Source organism: Trinickia symbiotica, assembly GCF_002934455.1.
Lineage (GTDB): Bacteria > Pseudomonadota > Gammaproteobacteria > Burkholderiales > Burkholderiaceae > Trinickia > Trinickia symbiotica.
The window spans coordinates 98,583-113,892 of record NZ_PTIR01000011.1 but is presented as its reverse complement, the minus strand read 5'-3'; the positions used below and the strand labels follow the sequence as shown (position 1 = coordinate 113,892).

At 62.5% G+C, this 15,310-nt stretch carries 14 protein-coding genes and 1 pseudogene; 13 read left to right on the top strand and 2 right to left on the bottom strand.

Translation table 11 applies throughout. The annotated features are described in order from the left end of the window. Positions 1–253: 253 nt before the first annotated feature. From B0G57_RS17040 to B0G57_RS17025, 4 genes and pseudogenes are all read left to right on the top strand, one after another. Positions 254–763, top strand: a pseudogene (locus B0G57_RS17040) (HPP family protein); the annotation flags it as partial. A 270-nt stretch (positions 764–1,033) separates the two neighbouring features. After that, on the top strand, positions 1,034–2,071 hold the full coding sequence (locus B0G57_RS17035) for a 2-dehydropantoate 2-reductase (protein ID WP_018444146.1): 1,038 nt from the start codon (positions 1,034–1,036) through the stop codon (positions 2,069–2,071). Positions 2,072–2,288: 217 nt separating this feature from the next. Continuing rightward, a complete protein-coding gene (locus B0G57_RS17030; protein ID WP_018444147.1) occupies positions 2,289–2,504 on the top strand; it encodes a hypothetical protein in 216 nt (71 codons plus the stop codon). Further along, positions 2,482–3,204 carry a GntR family transcriptional regulator gene (locus tag B0G57_RS17025; protein ID WP_026230316.1) on the top strand — a complete coding sequence of 241 codons (723 nt, stop codon included), beginning with the start codon at positions 2,482–2,484 and terminating at the stop codon, positions 3,202–3,204. Before B0G57_RS17030 ends, B0G57_RS17025 begins: the two co-directional genes overlap by 23 nt. A 78-nt stretch (positions 3,205–3,282) precedes the next feature. Here the strand turns inward: B0G57_RS17025 and B0G57_RS17020 are convergent, their stop codons facing one another. Then, entirely contained in the window at positions 3,283–4,230 is a 948-nt protein-coding gene (locus B0G57_RS17020; RefSeq protein ID WP_018444149.1) for a LysR family transcriptional regulator, read from the bottom strand. A 308-nt stretch (positions 4,231–4,538) separates the two neighbouring features. Here B0G57_RS17020 and oxlT point away from each other — a divergent pair, with 308 nt between their 5' ends. Next, complete coding sequence (oxlT, locus tag B0G57_RS17015; protein ID WP_018444150.1) at positions 4,539–5,849, top strand: oxalate/formate MFS antiporter; 1,311 nt, start codon at positions 4,539–4,541, stop codon at positions 5,847–5,849. Between the two features lie 177 nt (positions 5,850–6,026). Here the strand turns inward: oxlT and B0G57_RS17010 are convergent, their stop codons facing one another. Beyond that, positions 6,027–6,437: a hypothetical protein gene (locus B0G57_RS17010; protein WP_018444151.1), complete on the bottom strand. Its 411-nt coding sequence runs from the start codon at positions 6,435–6,437 to the stop codon at positions 6,027–6,029. Positions 6,438–6,680: 243 nt separating this feature from the next. Here B0G57_RS17010 and B0G57_RS17005 point away from each other — a divergent pair, with 243 nt between their 5' ends. From B0G57_RS17005 to B0G57_RS16970, 8 genes are all read left to right on the top strand, one after another. Next, complete coding sequence (locus tag B0G57_RS17005; RefSeq protein ID WP_026230317.1) at positions 6,681–7,400, top strand: GntR family transcriptional regulator; 720 nt, start codon at positions 6,681–6,683, stop codon at positions 7,398–7,400. 117 nt (positions 7,401–7,517) lie between these two features. Next, complete coding sequence (gene oxc, locus B0G57_RS17000; RefSeq protein ID WP_018444153.1) at positions 7,518–9,260, top strand: oxalyl-CoA decarboxylase; 1,743 nt, start codon at positions 7,518–7,520, stop codon at positions 9,258–9,260. Between the two features lie 41 nt (positions 9,261–9,301). Then, on the top strand, positions 9,302–10,552 hold the full coding sequence (gene frc / locus B0G57_RS16995) for a formyl-CoA transferase (protein WP_026230318.1): 1,251 nt from the start codon (positions 9,302–9,304) through the stop codon (positions 10,550–10,552). Positions 10,553–10,720: 168 nt separating this feature from the next. Continuing rightward, on the top strand, positions 10,721–11,152 hold the full coding sequence (locus B0G57_RS16990; protein WP_018444155.1) for a PAS domain-containing protein: 432 nt from the start codon (positions 10,721–10,723) through the stop codon (positions 11,150–11,152). Positions 11,153–11,241: 89 nt separating this feature from the next. Then, on the top strand, positions 11,242–11,484 hold the full coding sequence (locus tag B0G57_RS16985; RefSeq protein ID WP_018444156.1) for a hypothetical protein: 243 nt from the start codon (positions 11,242–11,244) through the stop codon (positions 11,482–11,484). Between the two features lie 162 nt (positions 11,485–11,646). Further along, positions 11,647–12,894, top strand: coding sequence for a formyl-CoA transferase (frc, locus tag B0G57_RS16980; protein ID WP_026230319.1), 1,248 nt, complete (start codon positions 11,647–11,649; stop codon positions 12,892–12,894). Between the two features lie 23 nt (positions 12,895–12,917). Further along, positions 12,918–13,703, top strand: coding sequence for a fumarylacetoacetate hydrolase family protein (locus B0G57_RS16975; protein WP_018444158.1), 786 nt, complete (start codon positions 12,918–12,920; stop codon positions 13,701–13,703). Then, positions 13,700–15,307: a Re/Si-specific NAD(P)(+) transhydrogenase subunit alpha gene (locus B0G57_RS16970; protein ID WP_018444159.1), complete on the top strand. Its 1,608-nt coding sequence runs from the start codon at positions 13,700–13,702 to the stop codon at positions 15,305–15,307. Before B0G57_RS16975 ends, B0G57_RS16970 begins: the two co-directional genes overlap by 4 nt. Positions 15,308–15,310: the final 3 nt, after the last annotated feature.

The following is a 15,310-nucleotide window of genomic DNA, read 5'->3' as shown; positions in this document are numbered from 1 at the left end:
CGTGTCTCCTTACTGTTGTTGGGATGCACCGCACCGATCAGTTTGGAACAAATAGTAATGCTTCTCTCCCGGTTTGGCGGAAGACGATGGATAGGTGTCCGAACCAATGACCGCGCTCACTGGCCATGTGAGTCGATAACGAAAAGCTTATTGGTACGCAAAGAATTATTGACTGTCCATATTGGTGCAAGAAACCGTACTCTCGCCACATTGGGCGACGAGCCCGACTTTCGATCACGAACGAGCGACGTCGATGAGAAACGGAGCGGCAGCGAAATCCAAGCGCCTTTTGTCGTCCCTGGGCGCTTTGTTCGGCATAGCGTTCACCGGTTGGGTGGCGCATCTCGTACTCGGCGAGACGGTCGATGTGCCGCTGCTGGTCGCGCCGATGGGCGCGTCGGCGGTTTTGCTTTTCGCGGTACCGGAGAGTCCGCTTGCTCAGCCCTGGTCGATCATGGGCGGCAATGTCGTCTCAGCCATCCTCGGGGTGGCCTGCGCGCAGCTGATCGCCACTCCGGTCTTTGCCGCGGCGACCGCGGTCGCGCTCGCCATCAGCGCGATGCTCGCACTGCGCTGCGTCCATCCGCCTTCGGGTGCCGTCGCGCTGACAGCCGTGCTCGGCGGCCCCAACATTCACGAGCTCGGCTTTCGATTCGTGGCGATGCCCATCGCACTCCAATCGGGCGCGCTGTTGATGGCGGCATTGCTGTTTCACCGGATGACCGGACATCGCTATCCGCGCATCCACGAGAGTGATTCGGCAGAAGGGATGTCGGCCCTGCGCCGCGTGTTTTCGAAGTTCCGCAGCCGCGAGCGCGATGACGTTCCGTACATCGACGATCCTGAATCGACATAATAAAAAACTTTAACTTTTCCTGATGGATCGCGCCGCGCACTATGAGCCGTAAGCGATGCGGACGATAAGAAGCGCGCCGCCAGTGCGCGAACCGTTCGAGGATCGCCTCTGACGACCGGGCGCTATCGGGCCGAGCTGACCGACCAGATTTCTTGACTCGACCAAAGGGAAACGACAATGAAGATCTGCGTTTATGGCGCCGGAGCGATCGGCGCTTACATGGGCGCCCAGCTCGCGCTGGCCGGCGCCGACGTGAGTTTCATCGCACGCGGCGCGCATTTGGCCGCCATGCAGAAAAACGGCGTCCGTCTGCAGCTCGAGGGCGTCGAGCGCGTCGTCAAGGTCAAATGCACGGCCGATCCGCGCGAGCTCGGTCTGCAAGACTACGTCATCGTCGCGCTGAAGGCGCATTCAGTGCCCGGCGTCGTCGATGCGATGCAGCCGCTCATCGGGCCGGATACAGCGATCGTCACGGCCGTCAACGGTATTCCGTATTGGTATTTTTATCGTCATGGCGGCGTTTTCGCCGGCACGAAGCTTGATAGCGTCGATCCCGGCGGCAAGCAATGGGAGGCGCTCGGTCCCGAGCGCGCGATCGGTTGCGTGCTTTATCCGGCGGCGGAAATCGTCGAGCCCGGTGTCATTCGGCATGTCTACGGCAAGAAGTTTCCGATCGGCGAGCCCAGCGGCGAAAGGACCGAGCGCATCGTGAGGCTTCACGAGATCATGACGGCGGCGGGCTTCGATGCGCCAATCCGCGAGGATATCCGCGACGAAATCTGGTTGAAGCTGTGGGGCAACCTCTGCTTCAACCCGATCAGCGCGCTCACGCATGCGACGCTCGACGTCATCACGAGCAATGCCGGCACACGCGCCGTCTCGCGAACGATGATGCTCGAAGCGAAGGCAATTGCGGACCGGTTCGGCGTGCACTTTCGCGTCGATGTCGAAAGGCGCATCGACGGGGCGGGCGCGGTCGGCGCACATAAGACTTCCATGTTGCAGGACCTCGAGCACGGCCGGCCGATGGAAATCGATCCGTTGCTGACCGTCGTCCAGGAAATGGGGCGTCTCGTCGGCCAACCGACGCCGACCATCGATACCGTGCTCGCGCTGATCAAGCTCAGAGAGCAGACGGCGCAGCAGGCACTCGGTCAGCCGGTGGCCCGCGCCAATCGCGACGCCGAGCGGAAGGTGGCGCTCGGCGCGGCCTAGCGACGCGTTTCAAACTCACGGCGCGCCCGCAATCTGATGGCGCGCGCGGTATCCTTTCGTCTCCGCCCAAGAGAGTCACACTCATTGCACCGGAGTCTTTGTCGTACGAAAGCAACTCGTCACGTGTGTTTCGTGAAATATCACATACAAAATATTGACGGTTACCGCGGCGCAGCATAACATGACTTCATTCCAGTCATGTTTCCGGAGCAAGCAAATGGACCTTCTTTCGTTGGCATGGTTTGCCATTGGTGCCGTCGGCCTCGGGGCCGCCGCGACGTATTGGATGGCGAAGTGGATTCCGGCGCCGGTGGCGATGAAGGCGGCCGAGCATGGTCGTTTCGCCGGTCTCGGCGAAGCGGATCATCCGGCCGCACCACAACACCGGCGGCCGCAACGTGAGGCATTGAATGTCGTCAGAACTGCTAACTAGTAAGAATGCGGCAGCGCCGTTGACGCTGTCGCTCAAGTCGATCGGGGCGAGCGCGAGCCTGCGCGATCAGGCTTACGCGATGTTGCGCAAAGCGATCGCCGATGCGGATATCTATGCAACGCGCGAACCCGTGCGTCTCGACGAGCGGATGTTGAGCGAGACGCTCGGCGTGAGCCGGACGCCGATCCGCGAGGCGATGACGCTGCTCGAGCAGGAGGGATTCTTGCGCACCGTGCCGCGGCGCGGGATCTACATCGTGCGCAAGAGCAAGCGCGAGATCGTCGAAATGATTCAAATGTGGGCCGCGCTCGAGAGCATGGCGGCGCGGCTCGCCACGCTGCACGCGAGCGATGAGGAGATTGCCCGGCTTCGTCGCATGTTCGACAGCTTTCGCGACACGACGCCCGCGGAGCACATCGAGGAGTACTCGGACGCCAACATCGCCTTCCATCAGGCGATCGTCGAGTTGTCGAAGTCGCAGATCATCCTCGATACCATCAAGAATATCTTCGTGCACGTGCGCGCGATTCGGCGCATGACGATCTCGCAGAGCGATCGTGCCGCACGCTCGATCGTCGATCATCTGCGCATCATCGAAGCGCTCGAAGCGCGCGATACGGAGCTTGCCGAACGCCTCGTTCGCCAGCATTCGCTCGATCTCGCCGCCTATGTCGAGGCGAATTGCGACTTCCTCGACTGAGGCGTTTGGCCCGCGGGCGCGCCCAAGGCAGGCTCGCGCGAGCCAAGGCCGCCAATGGCTGCTCGCGCGAGTCGAGTCTCAAAGGCGCTTTGCCGTCAACGCGTTGACTCGCGTGATCTGTTCGATCTGCGCCGCGCCCTCGTCGATCAGGAATTGCTTGAACGCGTCCGCGACGGGCGGCAGCCGCTTGTTCTTGCGGTGCACGACATACCAATTGAGCATGACCGGGAAGCCCTCGACGTCCAGTACGACGAGGTGGCCGACCTGAAGCTCGAGGCTGATCGTATGCGCCGATAGGAACGCGATGCCCATCCCGGCGATCACTGCCTGCTTGATCGTCTCCGTGCTCTTGATCTCCATCGCGATCTTGGGATTCTCGAGTCTGCCGGCCAGGCCTTCCTGCATCGAATTCCACGTATCGGAGCCGCGCTCGCGAACGACGAACGGTTCCTCGGCAAGTTGCGCCATCGTGATGAAGCGCTTGTTCGCGAGCGGATGACTCGGGGCGGCGACGATGACGTAGGGGTGGGGGGCGAACGGCTCGGTTGTCACGTCCATGCCGACAGGCGGACGCACCATGACCGCGAGATCGGTCTGATTCGTGACGAGCTGCTGAAGCAGCTCCTCGCGATTGTGGACGGACAGATTGAGCGTGACGCCTGAGTGCCGGCGCGTGAATTCCGCGAGAAGACGAGGGAAGAAGTAATCCCCCGCGCTGATGACGGCCACGTTGAGCTTGCCGCCCGAGATGCCCTTGAGCTGGCTCATCGCTTCGTCTTCCTGCTGAAACTGCAGCAGGATGTTGCGGCTGAACTGGAGCATTTCGGCGCCCGCCGGCGTGAGGTAGATCTTCTTGCCCAACTGCTCGAAAAGCGGCAATCCCGCGTGCTCCTCGAGTTGCGCGACCTGGGTCGAGACGGCCGGCTGAGTCAAGTGAAGCTCCTCGGCGGCGCGCGAGAAGCTGAGCAAACGTGCCACGGTCTCGAAAACCTTCAGCTGCCGAAGCGTGGCGTTTCTGATTGTCATGGGCCGATGCATAAGGAAGAGGCTATCGGCATCGTAACAAAGTTCAGGTTTTCCAAAGCTAGCGAAGACCCTAATGCGCGCGCCGACTCGCCGTGTTGCCGCAAGCTCGAATCGACCGGCCCGTAGCGGCGGTTACGTCATATATAAGTGCACCTTAATCTAAACGGTAACAAAGTTTGATTATCGGCAATTGATCGCAGCCCCTAGCATGCAGGTATGCGATCAAGCGGCTATCGACAACGGGCCCGGTCCAACCGCAAGCCATCGCGCCTCTCGCTTTAATAAATAGATCGATGGAGACAAAGCACATGAACGGATCCGTTCAGCATGCCCCCGTGTTATGGAAGAACAGATGGTGTCAGCTAGTCATCGGCATGCTATGCATGGCGCTGGTCGCCAACCTGCAATACGCCTGGACCCTCTTCGTGGGGCCGATGCATACCAAACATCACTGGGACCCGGCATCCATTCAAGTGGCTTTCTCGATCTTCCTCATCACCGAGACGTGGCTCGTGCCCGTCGAGGGGTGGCTCGTCGACCGGTTCGGGCCGCGGCTCGTGGTTGCGATCGGTGCGGTCTTCGCCGGTGCGGCGTGGATCATGGATTCTTTCGCGACGACGCTGCCCGAGCTCTACATCGCGTCGGTCATTGCAGGCGTGGGCGCCGGGTGCGTCTATGGAACTTGCGTCGGCAACGCCCTTAAATTATTTCCCGACCGCCGCGGCCTCGCGGCGGGGCTGACGGCGGCCGGCTTCGGCGCGGGTGCCGCGGTGACCGTCATTCCGATCGCGACCATGATCACGCGCTCGGGCTACGAACAGGCGTTCCTGGTCTTTGGTGGTTTCCAGGGCGTCGCCATCTTCTTGTTGGCCATGCTGCTCACGAAGCCCGTGGTCCGCGCCGGCGTGGTGCCGGCACGCAAGTTCGCCGTCACGAAGGTCGACTACACGCCGGGGCAGATGGCGCGTACGCCCGTGTTCTGGCTCATCTATGTATCGTTCGTCGCGGTCGCGGCCGGCGGCGTCATGGCGACGGCGCAGATCGGCCCCATCGCGAAGGACCTCGGGCTCGCTCGCATTCCGATGACACTGTTCGGGATGACGCTGCCGCTGCTCACGATGACGCTTTCGATCGACAACATCTGCAATGGCTTCACGCGTCCGCTCTGCGGCTTTGTTTCCGACAAGATCGGCCGCGAGAACACGATGTTCATCGTCTTCATCGGAGAGGGCCTTGCGCTGCTCGGGCTCATGCAGTACGGCACGAACCCTTATGCGTTCATGACGTTCGCGGCGCTGATCTTCCTTTGCTGGGGCGAAATCTTCTCGATCTTCCCGGCCATTTGCGCCGATACGTTCGGCAGCAAGTTCGCCGCCGCAAACGCGGGCTTGCTTTATACCGCGAAGGGTACGGCCGCGCTACTCGTTCCGCTCGCGTCGATCCTGGCCGAGATGGGCGGCTGGAACGCGGTGTTCCTCGTCGCGGCCGCCATCACGATTACGGCCGGCATCGGCGCCAAGTTCGTCCTCGCGCCGATGCGCGCACGTTGGATCGAAGCGCAGAACGCAGGCTCGGCTTTCGTCACCACGCATCAATCGTCGTCGACCCTTTCGCACTGATCGTCGCGCGCACTGTGATCGACGTTTGAACCGGGGGCGCCTTGCTCGATTCACCGAGCGAGGCGCTTTGGGTTTGAGGGAAGAGATTGGCGCAACGGGCTTCGCCCGCGAAGCCGGAGAAAACAAAACGCCGCGTGGGAGTCACGCGGCGTTGGGATTGCGGTTAGAGACGGGATGTCACGCGCCGCTGAGCATGGGCAGCCCGAAGTCCCCGGAAAAGTCGTCGTTGAAGCAGGGCGAGGCACGCATCTCTCGCGTGCGGACCTGGAGCACGGAAGGACGCTTGGTTTCGGCGGCGATAGCCGCGCACGCTTCAAGCGCCTCGGGCCGCAGCGCGTACTTCTTCGTCAGGATGGCCTCGCTCAGAAACTCGGCGCTATAGGCGGTCAGCAGATGAGGATGGTGCGTTTCGATGTACGTGACGATGCGAGCCGCTTCGCCATCGATCGATGCAAGCGACGCCAGCGTTTGTGTGTCCCAGCGAAAGCGCAGCCCCAGCTCGGCGAACGCCATGTTGTACGCGCAAACATGCGCCTTCAGGTCGCGATCGTCGTCGAGGCGACGATCGTCGAATGCTGTAGAGGTCATGGGCTTCTCCTTCCATCGTGGATCGATGAGTTGGCTAAAGCATAGGGCTGCGGCTCGATAGGTGATAGTTAAAGTTTTATTGGAAATCCATAAACAAACATTTATCTTCACCAACGCACGCGGCGCGTACAAGAGGCAACCCAGCGAGCGCGCCAGACGCGGCTCGCGGGCGTTTCGCAAAACCGCTTGACCTCGCAGATATCTGATATACAGTATTTAGCATACTGAGGTCGCGAGGAGACTATGTCGACGGACAGGCGCATGGAGTCCGGACCGCCGCAAGTGTCGTTATCGCTTGCGCCGATCGGAGGTTCCCTGTCGTTGCGTGACAGGGCTTATGCCAGCTTGAGGCGGGCCATCGCCGAGACGGACATCTATGAGTCCCGCGAGGACATCCGGCTCGACGAAAAGGAATTGGCCGAGGCGCTCGGTGTCAGCCGTACGCCGGTGCGCGAAGCGATGACGCTGCTCGAGCAGGAGGGGTTTCTGCGGACGGTGCCGCGGCGCGGCGTCTATATCCAGCGCAAGACGAAGCGCGAAATCGTCGAGATGATCTACATGTGGGCAGCGCTCGAGAGCATGGCGGCACGTCTCGCGACGGTACGCGCCTCGGACGGGCATATTGCGGGTCTGCGCCGCATCTTCGCCGCCTTCGGCGAAGCGACGCCGGCCGAGCACGTCGACGAGTACTCCGAGGCCAACATCGCATTCCATCAGGCGGTCTTCGAGCTTTCGCAATCTCCCGTGCTCGTCGAAACGAGCAAGAACATCTTCATGCACGTGCGCGCGATCCGTCGGATGACGATCGGCGAGCGCGATCGCGCCGCGCGCTCAATAGATGATCACATGCGCATCATCGAGGCGCTGGAGGCGCGGGACACCGAGCGTGCCGAGCAGCTCGTGCGCCAGCACTCGCTCGATCTGGCGGCATTCGTGGAAGCGCACTGCGACTTTCTCGACTAAGAGGACAGGCGGGAAAGGCGACGCGAAAGGCGACGCAAAAAACGCTTGATCTAATACAGTGTGTGATATATGGTATATCACAACAAACGCAAACATTCTGCGCCAAGGAGGCATGACATGGCAGAAGCAGCTGGGGCGATCGAACTGAAGGTCCCCCAAGTCAACGAAACGTCGCCGATGACGGATGGCTTTCATCTCGTCATTGAAGCGTTGAAGCTCAACGGTATCGAGAACATCTACGGCTTGCCCGGAATTCCCGTTACCGACCTGGCGCGGCTTGCGCAAGCTGAAGGAATGCGCGTCATCAGCTTTCGGCACGAGCAAAACGCCGGCAACGCGGCGGCGATTGCCGGCTATCTGACGCAAAAGCCCGGCGTCTGCCTGACCGTATCCGCGCCTGGCTTCCTGAATGGGCTGACGGCGTTGGCCAACGCGACGACGAACTGCTTTCCGATGATCCTCATCAGCGGCTCGAGCGAACGAGAGATCGTCGATCTCCAGCAAGGCGATTACGAGGAGATGGATCAACTCAACATCGCCAAGCCGCATGCGAAGGCGGCTTTTCGGGTGCTGCATGCGCAGGACATCGGTATCGGCGTAGCTCGCGCGATTCGCGCCGCGGTATCGGGACGCCCGGGCGGCGTTTATCTCGATCTGCCGGCGAAGCTGCTGGCTCAGGCCGTCGGCGCCGTCGAGGGACGCAACTCGCTCGTGCGTGTGGTCGATCCCGCGCCGCGCCAGCTGCCCGCGCCCGACTCGGTCCAGCGCGCGCTCAATTTGCTCAAAGGCGCGAAGCGTCCGTTGATCCTGCTTGGCAAAGGCGCGGCCTACGCGCGGGCCGATGCCGAGATCCGGGCACTCGTCGAAAAGACAGGCATTCCCTATCTGCCGATGTCGATGGCGAAGGGGCTTCTGCCCGATACGCATCCGCAATCGGCATCGGCCGCGCGTTCGTTCGTGTTAGCCGAGTCCGACGTCGTCCTGCTCGTCGGCGCGCGCCTGAACTGGCTGCTCGCTCATGGCAAGGGCAAGACCTGGGGGGCGCCGAAGCAGTTCATCCAGATCGATATCGCGCCCACCGAGATCGACAGCAACGTTGCAATCGCGGCGCCCGTCGTCGGCGATATCGGCTCGTGCGTCTCGGCGCTCCTCGAGGGAATCGACCCGAGCTTCCCGAAGCCGAGTGCCGAGTGGCTTTCAGTCGTGGCCGAGCGCAAGAACAAGAACCTCGCGAAGATGGCGGAAACACTCGGGAAGGACCCGACGCCGATGAGCTTCCACAGCGCACTGCGCGTGCTGCGCGATGTCGTGAAGGCGCATCCGGACATCATGCTCGTCAACGAGGGCGCGAATACGCTCGACTACGCGCGGGCGGTCATCGACATGTACGAGCCGCGCAAGCGTCTCGATTGCGGCACCTGGGGCGTGATGGGCATCGGCATGGGCTTCGCGGTCGGCGCGGCCGTCGAGACCGGCAAACAAGTGCTCGCGATCTGCGGCGATAGCGCGTTCGGCTTTTCGGGGATGGAGGTCGAGACAATCTGCCGATATGAGCTGCCCGTTTGCATCGTCGTCTTCAATAACAACGGCGTCTATCGCGGCACGGATGTCAATCCGTCCGGCGGCAAGGATGTGGCGCCGACGGTGTTCGTCAAGGGCTCGCGTTACGACAAGCTGATCGAGGCGTTCGGCGGCACGGGTTATCACGTGACCACACCGGCCGAGCTCGAAAAAGCCGTGGCCGAGGCGTTGAAGACCGGCAAACCCGCCCTCATCAACGCCGTCATCGACGAATCGGCCGGCACCGAAAGCGGCCGCTTGACGAACCTCAATCCGCAAAGCTCGGCGAAGAAGCACTGACGCCTGACATCGCCCGACACGACACCCTTAGGAGAATGAAAGTGACACTGCCGCTCAAAGGAATCAAGATCATCGATTTCACGCACGTCCAGGCGGGTCCCGCTTGCACGCAGATGCTGGCTTGGTTCGGTGCCGACGTGATCAAGGTCGAGCGTCCGGGCTCCGGCGACGTGACGCGTAATCAACTGCGCGACATTCCGGATGCTGATGCGCTTTACTTCACGATGCTCAACAGCAACAAGCGTTCGCTGACGCTCGACACTAAGACGGCCGAAGGCAAGGAGGTTCTCGAGAAGCTGATTCGCGGCTCGGATGTGCTCGTCGAGAACTTCGGGCCCGGCGCGCTGGACCGCATGGGCTTTTCGTGGCAACGCATCAACGAGCTCAATCCGAAGATGATCGTCGCCTCGGTGAAGGGCTTCTCCGAAGGCCATCACTATTCGGACCTTAAGGTCTACGAGAACGTCGCGCAGTGCGCCGGCGGTGCCGCCTCGACGACGGGCTTCTGGGACGGCCCGCCGACAGTCAGTGCGGCCGCGCTCGGCGACAGCAACACGGGCATGCATCTCGCGATCGGCATTCTCACGGCCCTCATCGGCCGCCAGCAGACGGGCAAGGGACAGAAGGTGGCCGTCTCGATGCAAGACGCCGTGCTGAACCTGTGCCGCGTGAAACTGCGCGATCAGCAGCGTCTCGAGCGCGTCGGCTACCTCAAAGAGTATCCGCAGTATCCGCACGGCACATTCAGCGATGTGGTGCCGCGCGGCGGCAACGCGGGCGGCGGCGGCCAGCCCGGATGGGTGCTCAAGTGCAAGGGATGGCAAACCGATCCGAACGCCTATATCTATTTCACCGTTCAAGATCACGCGTGGGAGCCGATCTGCCGCGCGATCGGACGTCCTGAATGGATCAACGACCCCGACTACAACACGCCCGACGCGCGCCAGCCGCATATCTTCGACATCTTCGCGAAGATCGAGGAGTGGCTCGCCGGCAAGACGAAGTACGAGGCCGTCGATATCCTGCGCAAATTTGACATTCCTTGCTCGCCGGTGCTGAGCATGAAGGAGCTCGCCTACGACGAATCGATGCGCAAGACCGGCTCGATCGTCGAAGTCGATCACCCTGTGCGCGGCAAGTATCTGACGGTGGGCAGTCCTATCAAGTTCTCCGACCTCAGGCCCGAGATCACGGCCTCGCCGCTCCTCGGGCAGCACACGGACGAAGTGCTGGCCGAACTCGGCTACAGCAAGGAGCAGATCGCCCATATGCACGAAGCGAAGGCCGTCTGAAGACATGGGCGGGCGGAGGGCCGCCGCGACGGGCATGCGCTTTTTCGTTTATCGTCGAAGCAATCGCCGCCGCGGCGCCTGCCATCAGCGCCAGCAGGGTCGCCAGGCGCGGCGGCGAGCCGGTCCATCCCGCCCATAGCGGCACAACGTACGGAGTGAGAGAGCACTATGCAAACGACGATCGATCTCGAACAACTGGTCGCGGCCGTCGGCGACGCGATCATCGTCTCTGATCCGGAAGGCAGGATCACCCTCTGGAACCCGGCGGCGCAGCGAATATTCGGTTTCAGCGAGGACGAGGCGCTGGGCAAGTCGCTCGACCTCATCATTCCGCAACGTCTGCAAGCCCGTCATTGGGAGGGCTACCAGAAGACGATGCAAACGGGCGAGACGCGCTACGGCAACGATGTGCTCAAGGTGCCCGCTGTGCACAAGGACGGAAGGGCGTTGTCGATCGCATTCAGCGTCGCGCTGCTGTATTCGGCGCCCGGGACGCTCAGCGGAATCGTTGCTGTCATTCGCGACGAAACGAGCCGCTTTCAGGAAGAGCGCAATCTGCGCAAGCGGCTCACCGAATTGGAGGCCCGAGTCGGGGCTTGACGTCATCCACCGATCGTTCGCCGCGCCAAGCTCGACGCACGCGCGGCGATACGGCGGCTCGGGTTCAAGCAAGAGCAAACGAGGAAGCGATGCGCGTGGAGATTGTGGGATCGTACCGGCTGGAGCTGTCCGCGATGCAGCTCATCGAGAACGGCGGGTGGACCGCCTATGCGGCGGTCCGAAACGCCGAAGATGGAGCGGCGGGCGAACCGAAGCTGAGCATTCTGCCGTATCAACGCGTCGTCGATGATGCCGTGTTCGAGAGCGAAGCGGCCGCCCTTGCCGCCGCGCGGCGCGTGGCAATCGCGCTCGTCGGCGCCGCCTCGGCCTGAGCGCTGCGGTGCATGCTCACGTAGCGTTCCTGGTTATTTAGTTAGTAGTACATAACAAATCGAATGCGCCGAGCCGGGTTTGAAAACCTGTAAGTGCAATGGCACCGAAGCTGTGAAGAAAGCACGGTGCCGATAGAGACAAACGAGTTTGGGAGACAGGAAGTGAGCAAGGCACTGATGGGTGTGCGCGTCCTCGATTTCACGCATGTGCAGTCCGGCCCGACCTGCACGCAGCTGCTCGCCTGGTTCGGCGCGGACGTGATCAAGGTCGAGCGGGCAGGAGCCGGCGACGTCACGCGCGAGCAACTGCGCGACATCCCCGATGCCGACAGCCTTTACTTCACGATGCTCAACCACAACAAGCGTTCGGTCACGATCGACGCGAAGCATCCCGAAGGCAAGAAGGTCCTCGAGGCGTTGATTCGACAATGCGACGTACTCGTCGAGAACTTCGCGCCGGGTGCGATCGAGCGGATGGGTTTCGGTTGGGAGCGCATCCATGAATTGAATCCGCGCATGATCATGGCGTCGGTCAAGGGCTTCGGCCCCGGCCCTTACCAGGACTGCAAGGTCTATGAGAATGTCGCGCAGTGCGCGGGCGGTGCGGCTTCGACGACGGGTTTCGACGATGGGCCGCCCGTCGTGAGCGGCGCACAGATCGGCGATAGCGGCACCGGACTCCATCTCGCGCTGGGCATCGTGACAGCGCTCTATCAACGGACAATGACCGGCCGCGGACAGTATGTGCTCGCGGCGATGCAAGATGCCGTGCTCAACCTGTGCCGCGTCAAGCTGCGCGACCAGCAGCGGCTCGACCGCACGGGTGTGTTGCGCGAATATCCGCAGCACCCGCAGGGGACGTTCGGGCCGGCCGTGCCGCGCGCGGGCAACGCGTCGGGCGGTGGTCAGCCGGGCTGGATCCTGCGCTGCAAGAATTGGGAATGGGACTATAACGCCTACATCTATTTCATCGCGCAGGCCCCGGTATGGGCCAAGGTCTGCAACGTGATCGGCAAGGAAGAGTGGATTACCGATCCCGACTACGCGACGCCGCAAGCGCGCTTGCCGCGCCTTAAGGAGATCTTCGCTGAAATCGAGCGCTGGACGATGACGAAGACGAAGTTCGAGGCGATGCAGATTCTGAACAAGTACGACATCCCTTGCGGCCCGGTGCTCTCGATGAAGGAGATTGCCGAAGACGAAGCGCTGCGCGAAACCGGCACGATCGTCGAAGTCGATCATCCGGTTCGCGGACCGTACCTGACGGTCGGCAATCCCATCAAGCTGTCGGACAGCCCCACGTTAGTGACGCGCTCGCCGCTGCTCGGCGAGCATACCGACGAAGTCATGGCCGAGCTCGGCTTCACCCCCGAAGACGTCGCGCATCTGCGCGAGGTCGGAGCGATCTGACGATCCGATAAAGGAGAACCCCCATGACATCATGGGTCCGCTTTCTGTCGAAGGACGGAAGCGTCGGCTTCGGCTTGCTCGAAGACGACTGCGTTGTTGAATACCGCGGCAACATGTTCGGCGACCCCGAACAAACGGGAGGCCGGCGGCATCTCGACGACGTGACGCTGTTGAGTCCGTGCGTGCCGACCAAGGTCGTCGCGCTCTGGAACAACTTCCATGCGCTTGCCGAGAAGCTCGGCAAGGCCGCGCCCGTTCATCCGCTGTTTTTGATAAAGCCGCCGATGTCCGTCATCGGGCCTGGCGCCCCCATCCGACGCCCCCGCGCATACCGCGGCAAGATCGCCTATGAGGGCGAGCTCGGCATCGTGATCGGGCAGCGCTGCAGCAACGTGGCGGTGGACGAGGCCGATCGGTACATCTTCGGCTATACCTGCATCAACGATGTCACGGCCGTCGAGTTGTTGGACGAAGATCCGAACTTCGCGCAATGGTGTCGGGCAAAGGGCTTCGATACGTTCAGCTGCATCGGCCCTGCGATCCGCTGCGACTTCGATTGGCGCGCCGCGCGCGTGGCAACCCGACTCGACGATACCGAGCGGCAGAACTATCCGCTCGACGACATGATCTTCTCGCCGGCGCAGCAGGTGAGCCTGCTCTCGCAGGACATGACGCTGATGCCGGGCGACGTGATCGCGTGCGGCACGTCGATCGGCGTCGGATCGATCAAGGACGGGGCGACGGTGACGGTGTCGATCGATGGGATCGGCTCGCTTTCGAACACGCTCGCGGCGACGGGGGAGCAATGACGACCATCGCCGTGCCACGCGAAGTGCATCCGGGCGAGCGCCGCGTCGCGGCGACGCCCGATACTGTCGCGCAGTTGATCAAGCTCGGATACGCGGTGACGGTCGAAGCGGGTGCCGGAGCCGCCGCGTCGTTCGACGACGACGCCTATCGCACTGCCGGCGCCGAGATGGTCAGCGATACCCGCGCGCTTTGGTCCGGGGCTGATGTCATCGTCAAAGTGCGTCCGCCCGCGTTCCACCCGCGGCTCGACGTCGACGAGACCTCTCTGATCCGGGAGGGTGCCACGCTGATCGGCTTCGTCTGGCCCGCGCAGAACCCGGGGTTGCTGACGTGCCTCGCCGAGCGTCGGACGAACGTCCTCGCGATGGACTGCGTGCCGCGCATTTCGCGTGCGCAAAAGCTCGACGCGTTGAGCTCGATGGCGAACATGGCCGGCTATCGCGCCGTGATCGAAGCCGCTCACCACTTCGGGCGGCTGTTCACGGGGCAGATCACCGCGGCGGGCAAGATGCCGCCGGCGAAGGTGATGGTCATCGGCGCCGGTGTGGCGGGGCTTGCGGCCATCGGCGCGGCGCGCGGCCTCGGTGCGATCGTGCGTGCGTTCGATACGCGTCCCGAAGTCGAGCAGCAAGTGCAAAGCATGGGCGCTGAGTTCCTGAAAGTCGATATCGACGAGGAGGGCAGCGGCAGCGGCGGCTACGCCAAGCAAATGAGCGCGCGCTTCATCGAGGCCGAGATGGCGCTCTTCGCGGCACAGGCGAAGGAAATCGACATCATCGTCACGACGGCGCTCATTCCCGGCAAGGCCGCGCCGACGCTCATCACGGCCGAGATGGTCGAGTCGATGCGGCCGGGCAGCGTGATTGTCGATATGGCGGCCGAGCAGGGCGGCAACTGCGAGCTCACGAAGCCCGGCGAGGTCGTGAACGTGCATGGCGTGACGATCGTCGGCTACACGGACCTGCCGAGCCGGATGGCGACGCAGTCGAGCCAGCTCTATGCGACGAACATCCGGCATTTGCTGACCGATCTCACGTCGAACAAGGATGGCGCGCTGCGAATCGATATGAACGACGAAGTCATGCGGGGCGCGACGGTCGTTCACGAAGGTTCGATCGTCTGGCCGCCGCCCGCGCCGAAGCAGCCGGCGACGGAAAAGAAGGCGAGCGTCGAGCGTGCCGGCGAATCGGCGAACCATGCGGCGCGCGCGCCGGGCGCAGCCGCTCAGAAGGAAAACGGCGAAGGCGCTCGACGGAAACCCGGTATGGGCACGCTCGCGTTCATCGCCATTGCCGCCGTGGCATTGCTCGCATTGGGTGCCGTTGCGCCCCCGTCGTTCGTTGCTCATCTGACGGTCTTCGTGCTCGCGGTCTTCGTCGGGTACCAGGTCATCTGGAACGTGACGCCGGCGTTGCATACGCCGCTCATGAGCGTGACGAACGCGATCAGCGGCATCATCGTCATCGGGGCGCTGCTGCAGCTCGGCACGTCGAACACGCTTGTGACGACGCTTGGCGGCATCGCGCTTTTCGTCGCGACGATCAACATCGCGGGCGGATTTCTCGTCACGCAGCGCATGCTGAGAATGTTCCAGCGTAATTGATAA

Coding starts and splice junctions, on each gene's coding strand:
- B0G57_RS17035 (WP_018444146.1), top strand. CDS start 1,034: ATGAAGATCTGCGTTTATGGCGCCGGAGCGATCGGCGCTTACATGGGC.
- B0G57_RS17030 (WP_018444147.1), top strand. CDS start 2,289: ATGGACCTTCTTTCGTTGGCATGGTTTGCCATTGGTGCCGTCGGCCTC.
- B0G57_RS17025 (WP_026230316.1), top strand. CDS start 2,482: ATGTCGTCAGAACTGCTAACTAGTAAGAATGCGGCAGCGCCGTTGACG.
- B0G57_RS17020 (WP_018444149.1), bottom strand. CDS start 4,230: ATGACAATCAGAAACGCCACGCTTCGGCAGCTGAAGGTTTTCGAGACC.
- oxlT (WP_018444150.1), top strand. CDS start 4,539: ATGAACGGATCCGTTCAGCATGCCCCCGTGTTATGGAAGAACAGATGG.
- B0G57_RS17010 (WP_018444151.1), bottom strand. CDS start 6,437: ATGACCTCTACAGCATTCGACGATCGTCGCCTCGACGACGATCGCGAC.
- B0G57_RS17005 (WP_026230317.1), top strand. CDS start 6,681: ATGTCGACGGACAGGCGCATGGAGTCCGGACCGCCGCAAGTGTCGTTA.
- oxc (WP_018444153.1), top strand. CDS start 7,518: ATGGCAGAAGCAGCTGGGGCGATCGAACTGAAGGTCCCCCAAGTCAAC.
- B0G57_RS16990 (WP_018444155.1), top strand. CDS start 10,721: ATGCAAACGACGATCGATCTCGAACAACTGGTCGCGGCCGTCGGCGAC.
- B0G57_RS16985 (WP_018444156.1), top strand. CDS start 11,242: ATGCGCGTGGAGATTGTGGGATCGTACCGGCTGGAGCTGTCCGCGATG.
- B0G57_RS16975 (WP_018444158.1), top strand. CDS start 12,918: ATGACATCATGGGTCCGCTTTCTGTCGAAGGACGGAAGCGTCGGCTTC.
- B0G57_RS16970 (WP_018444159.1), top strand. CDS start 13,700: ATGACGACCATCGCCGTGCCACGCGAAGTGCATCCGGGCGAGCGCCGC.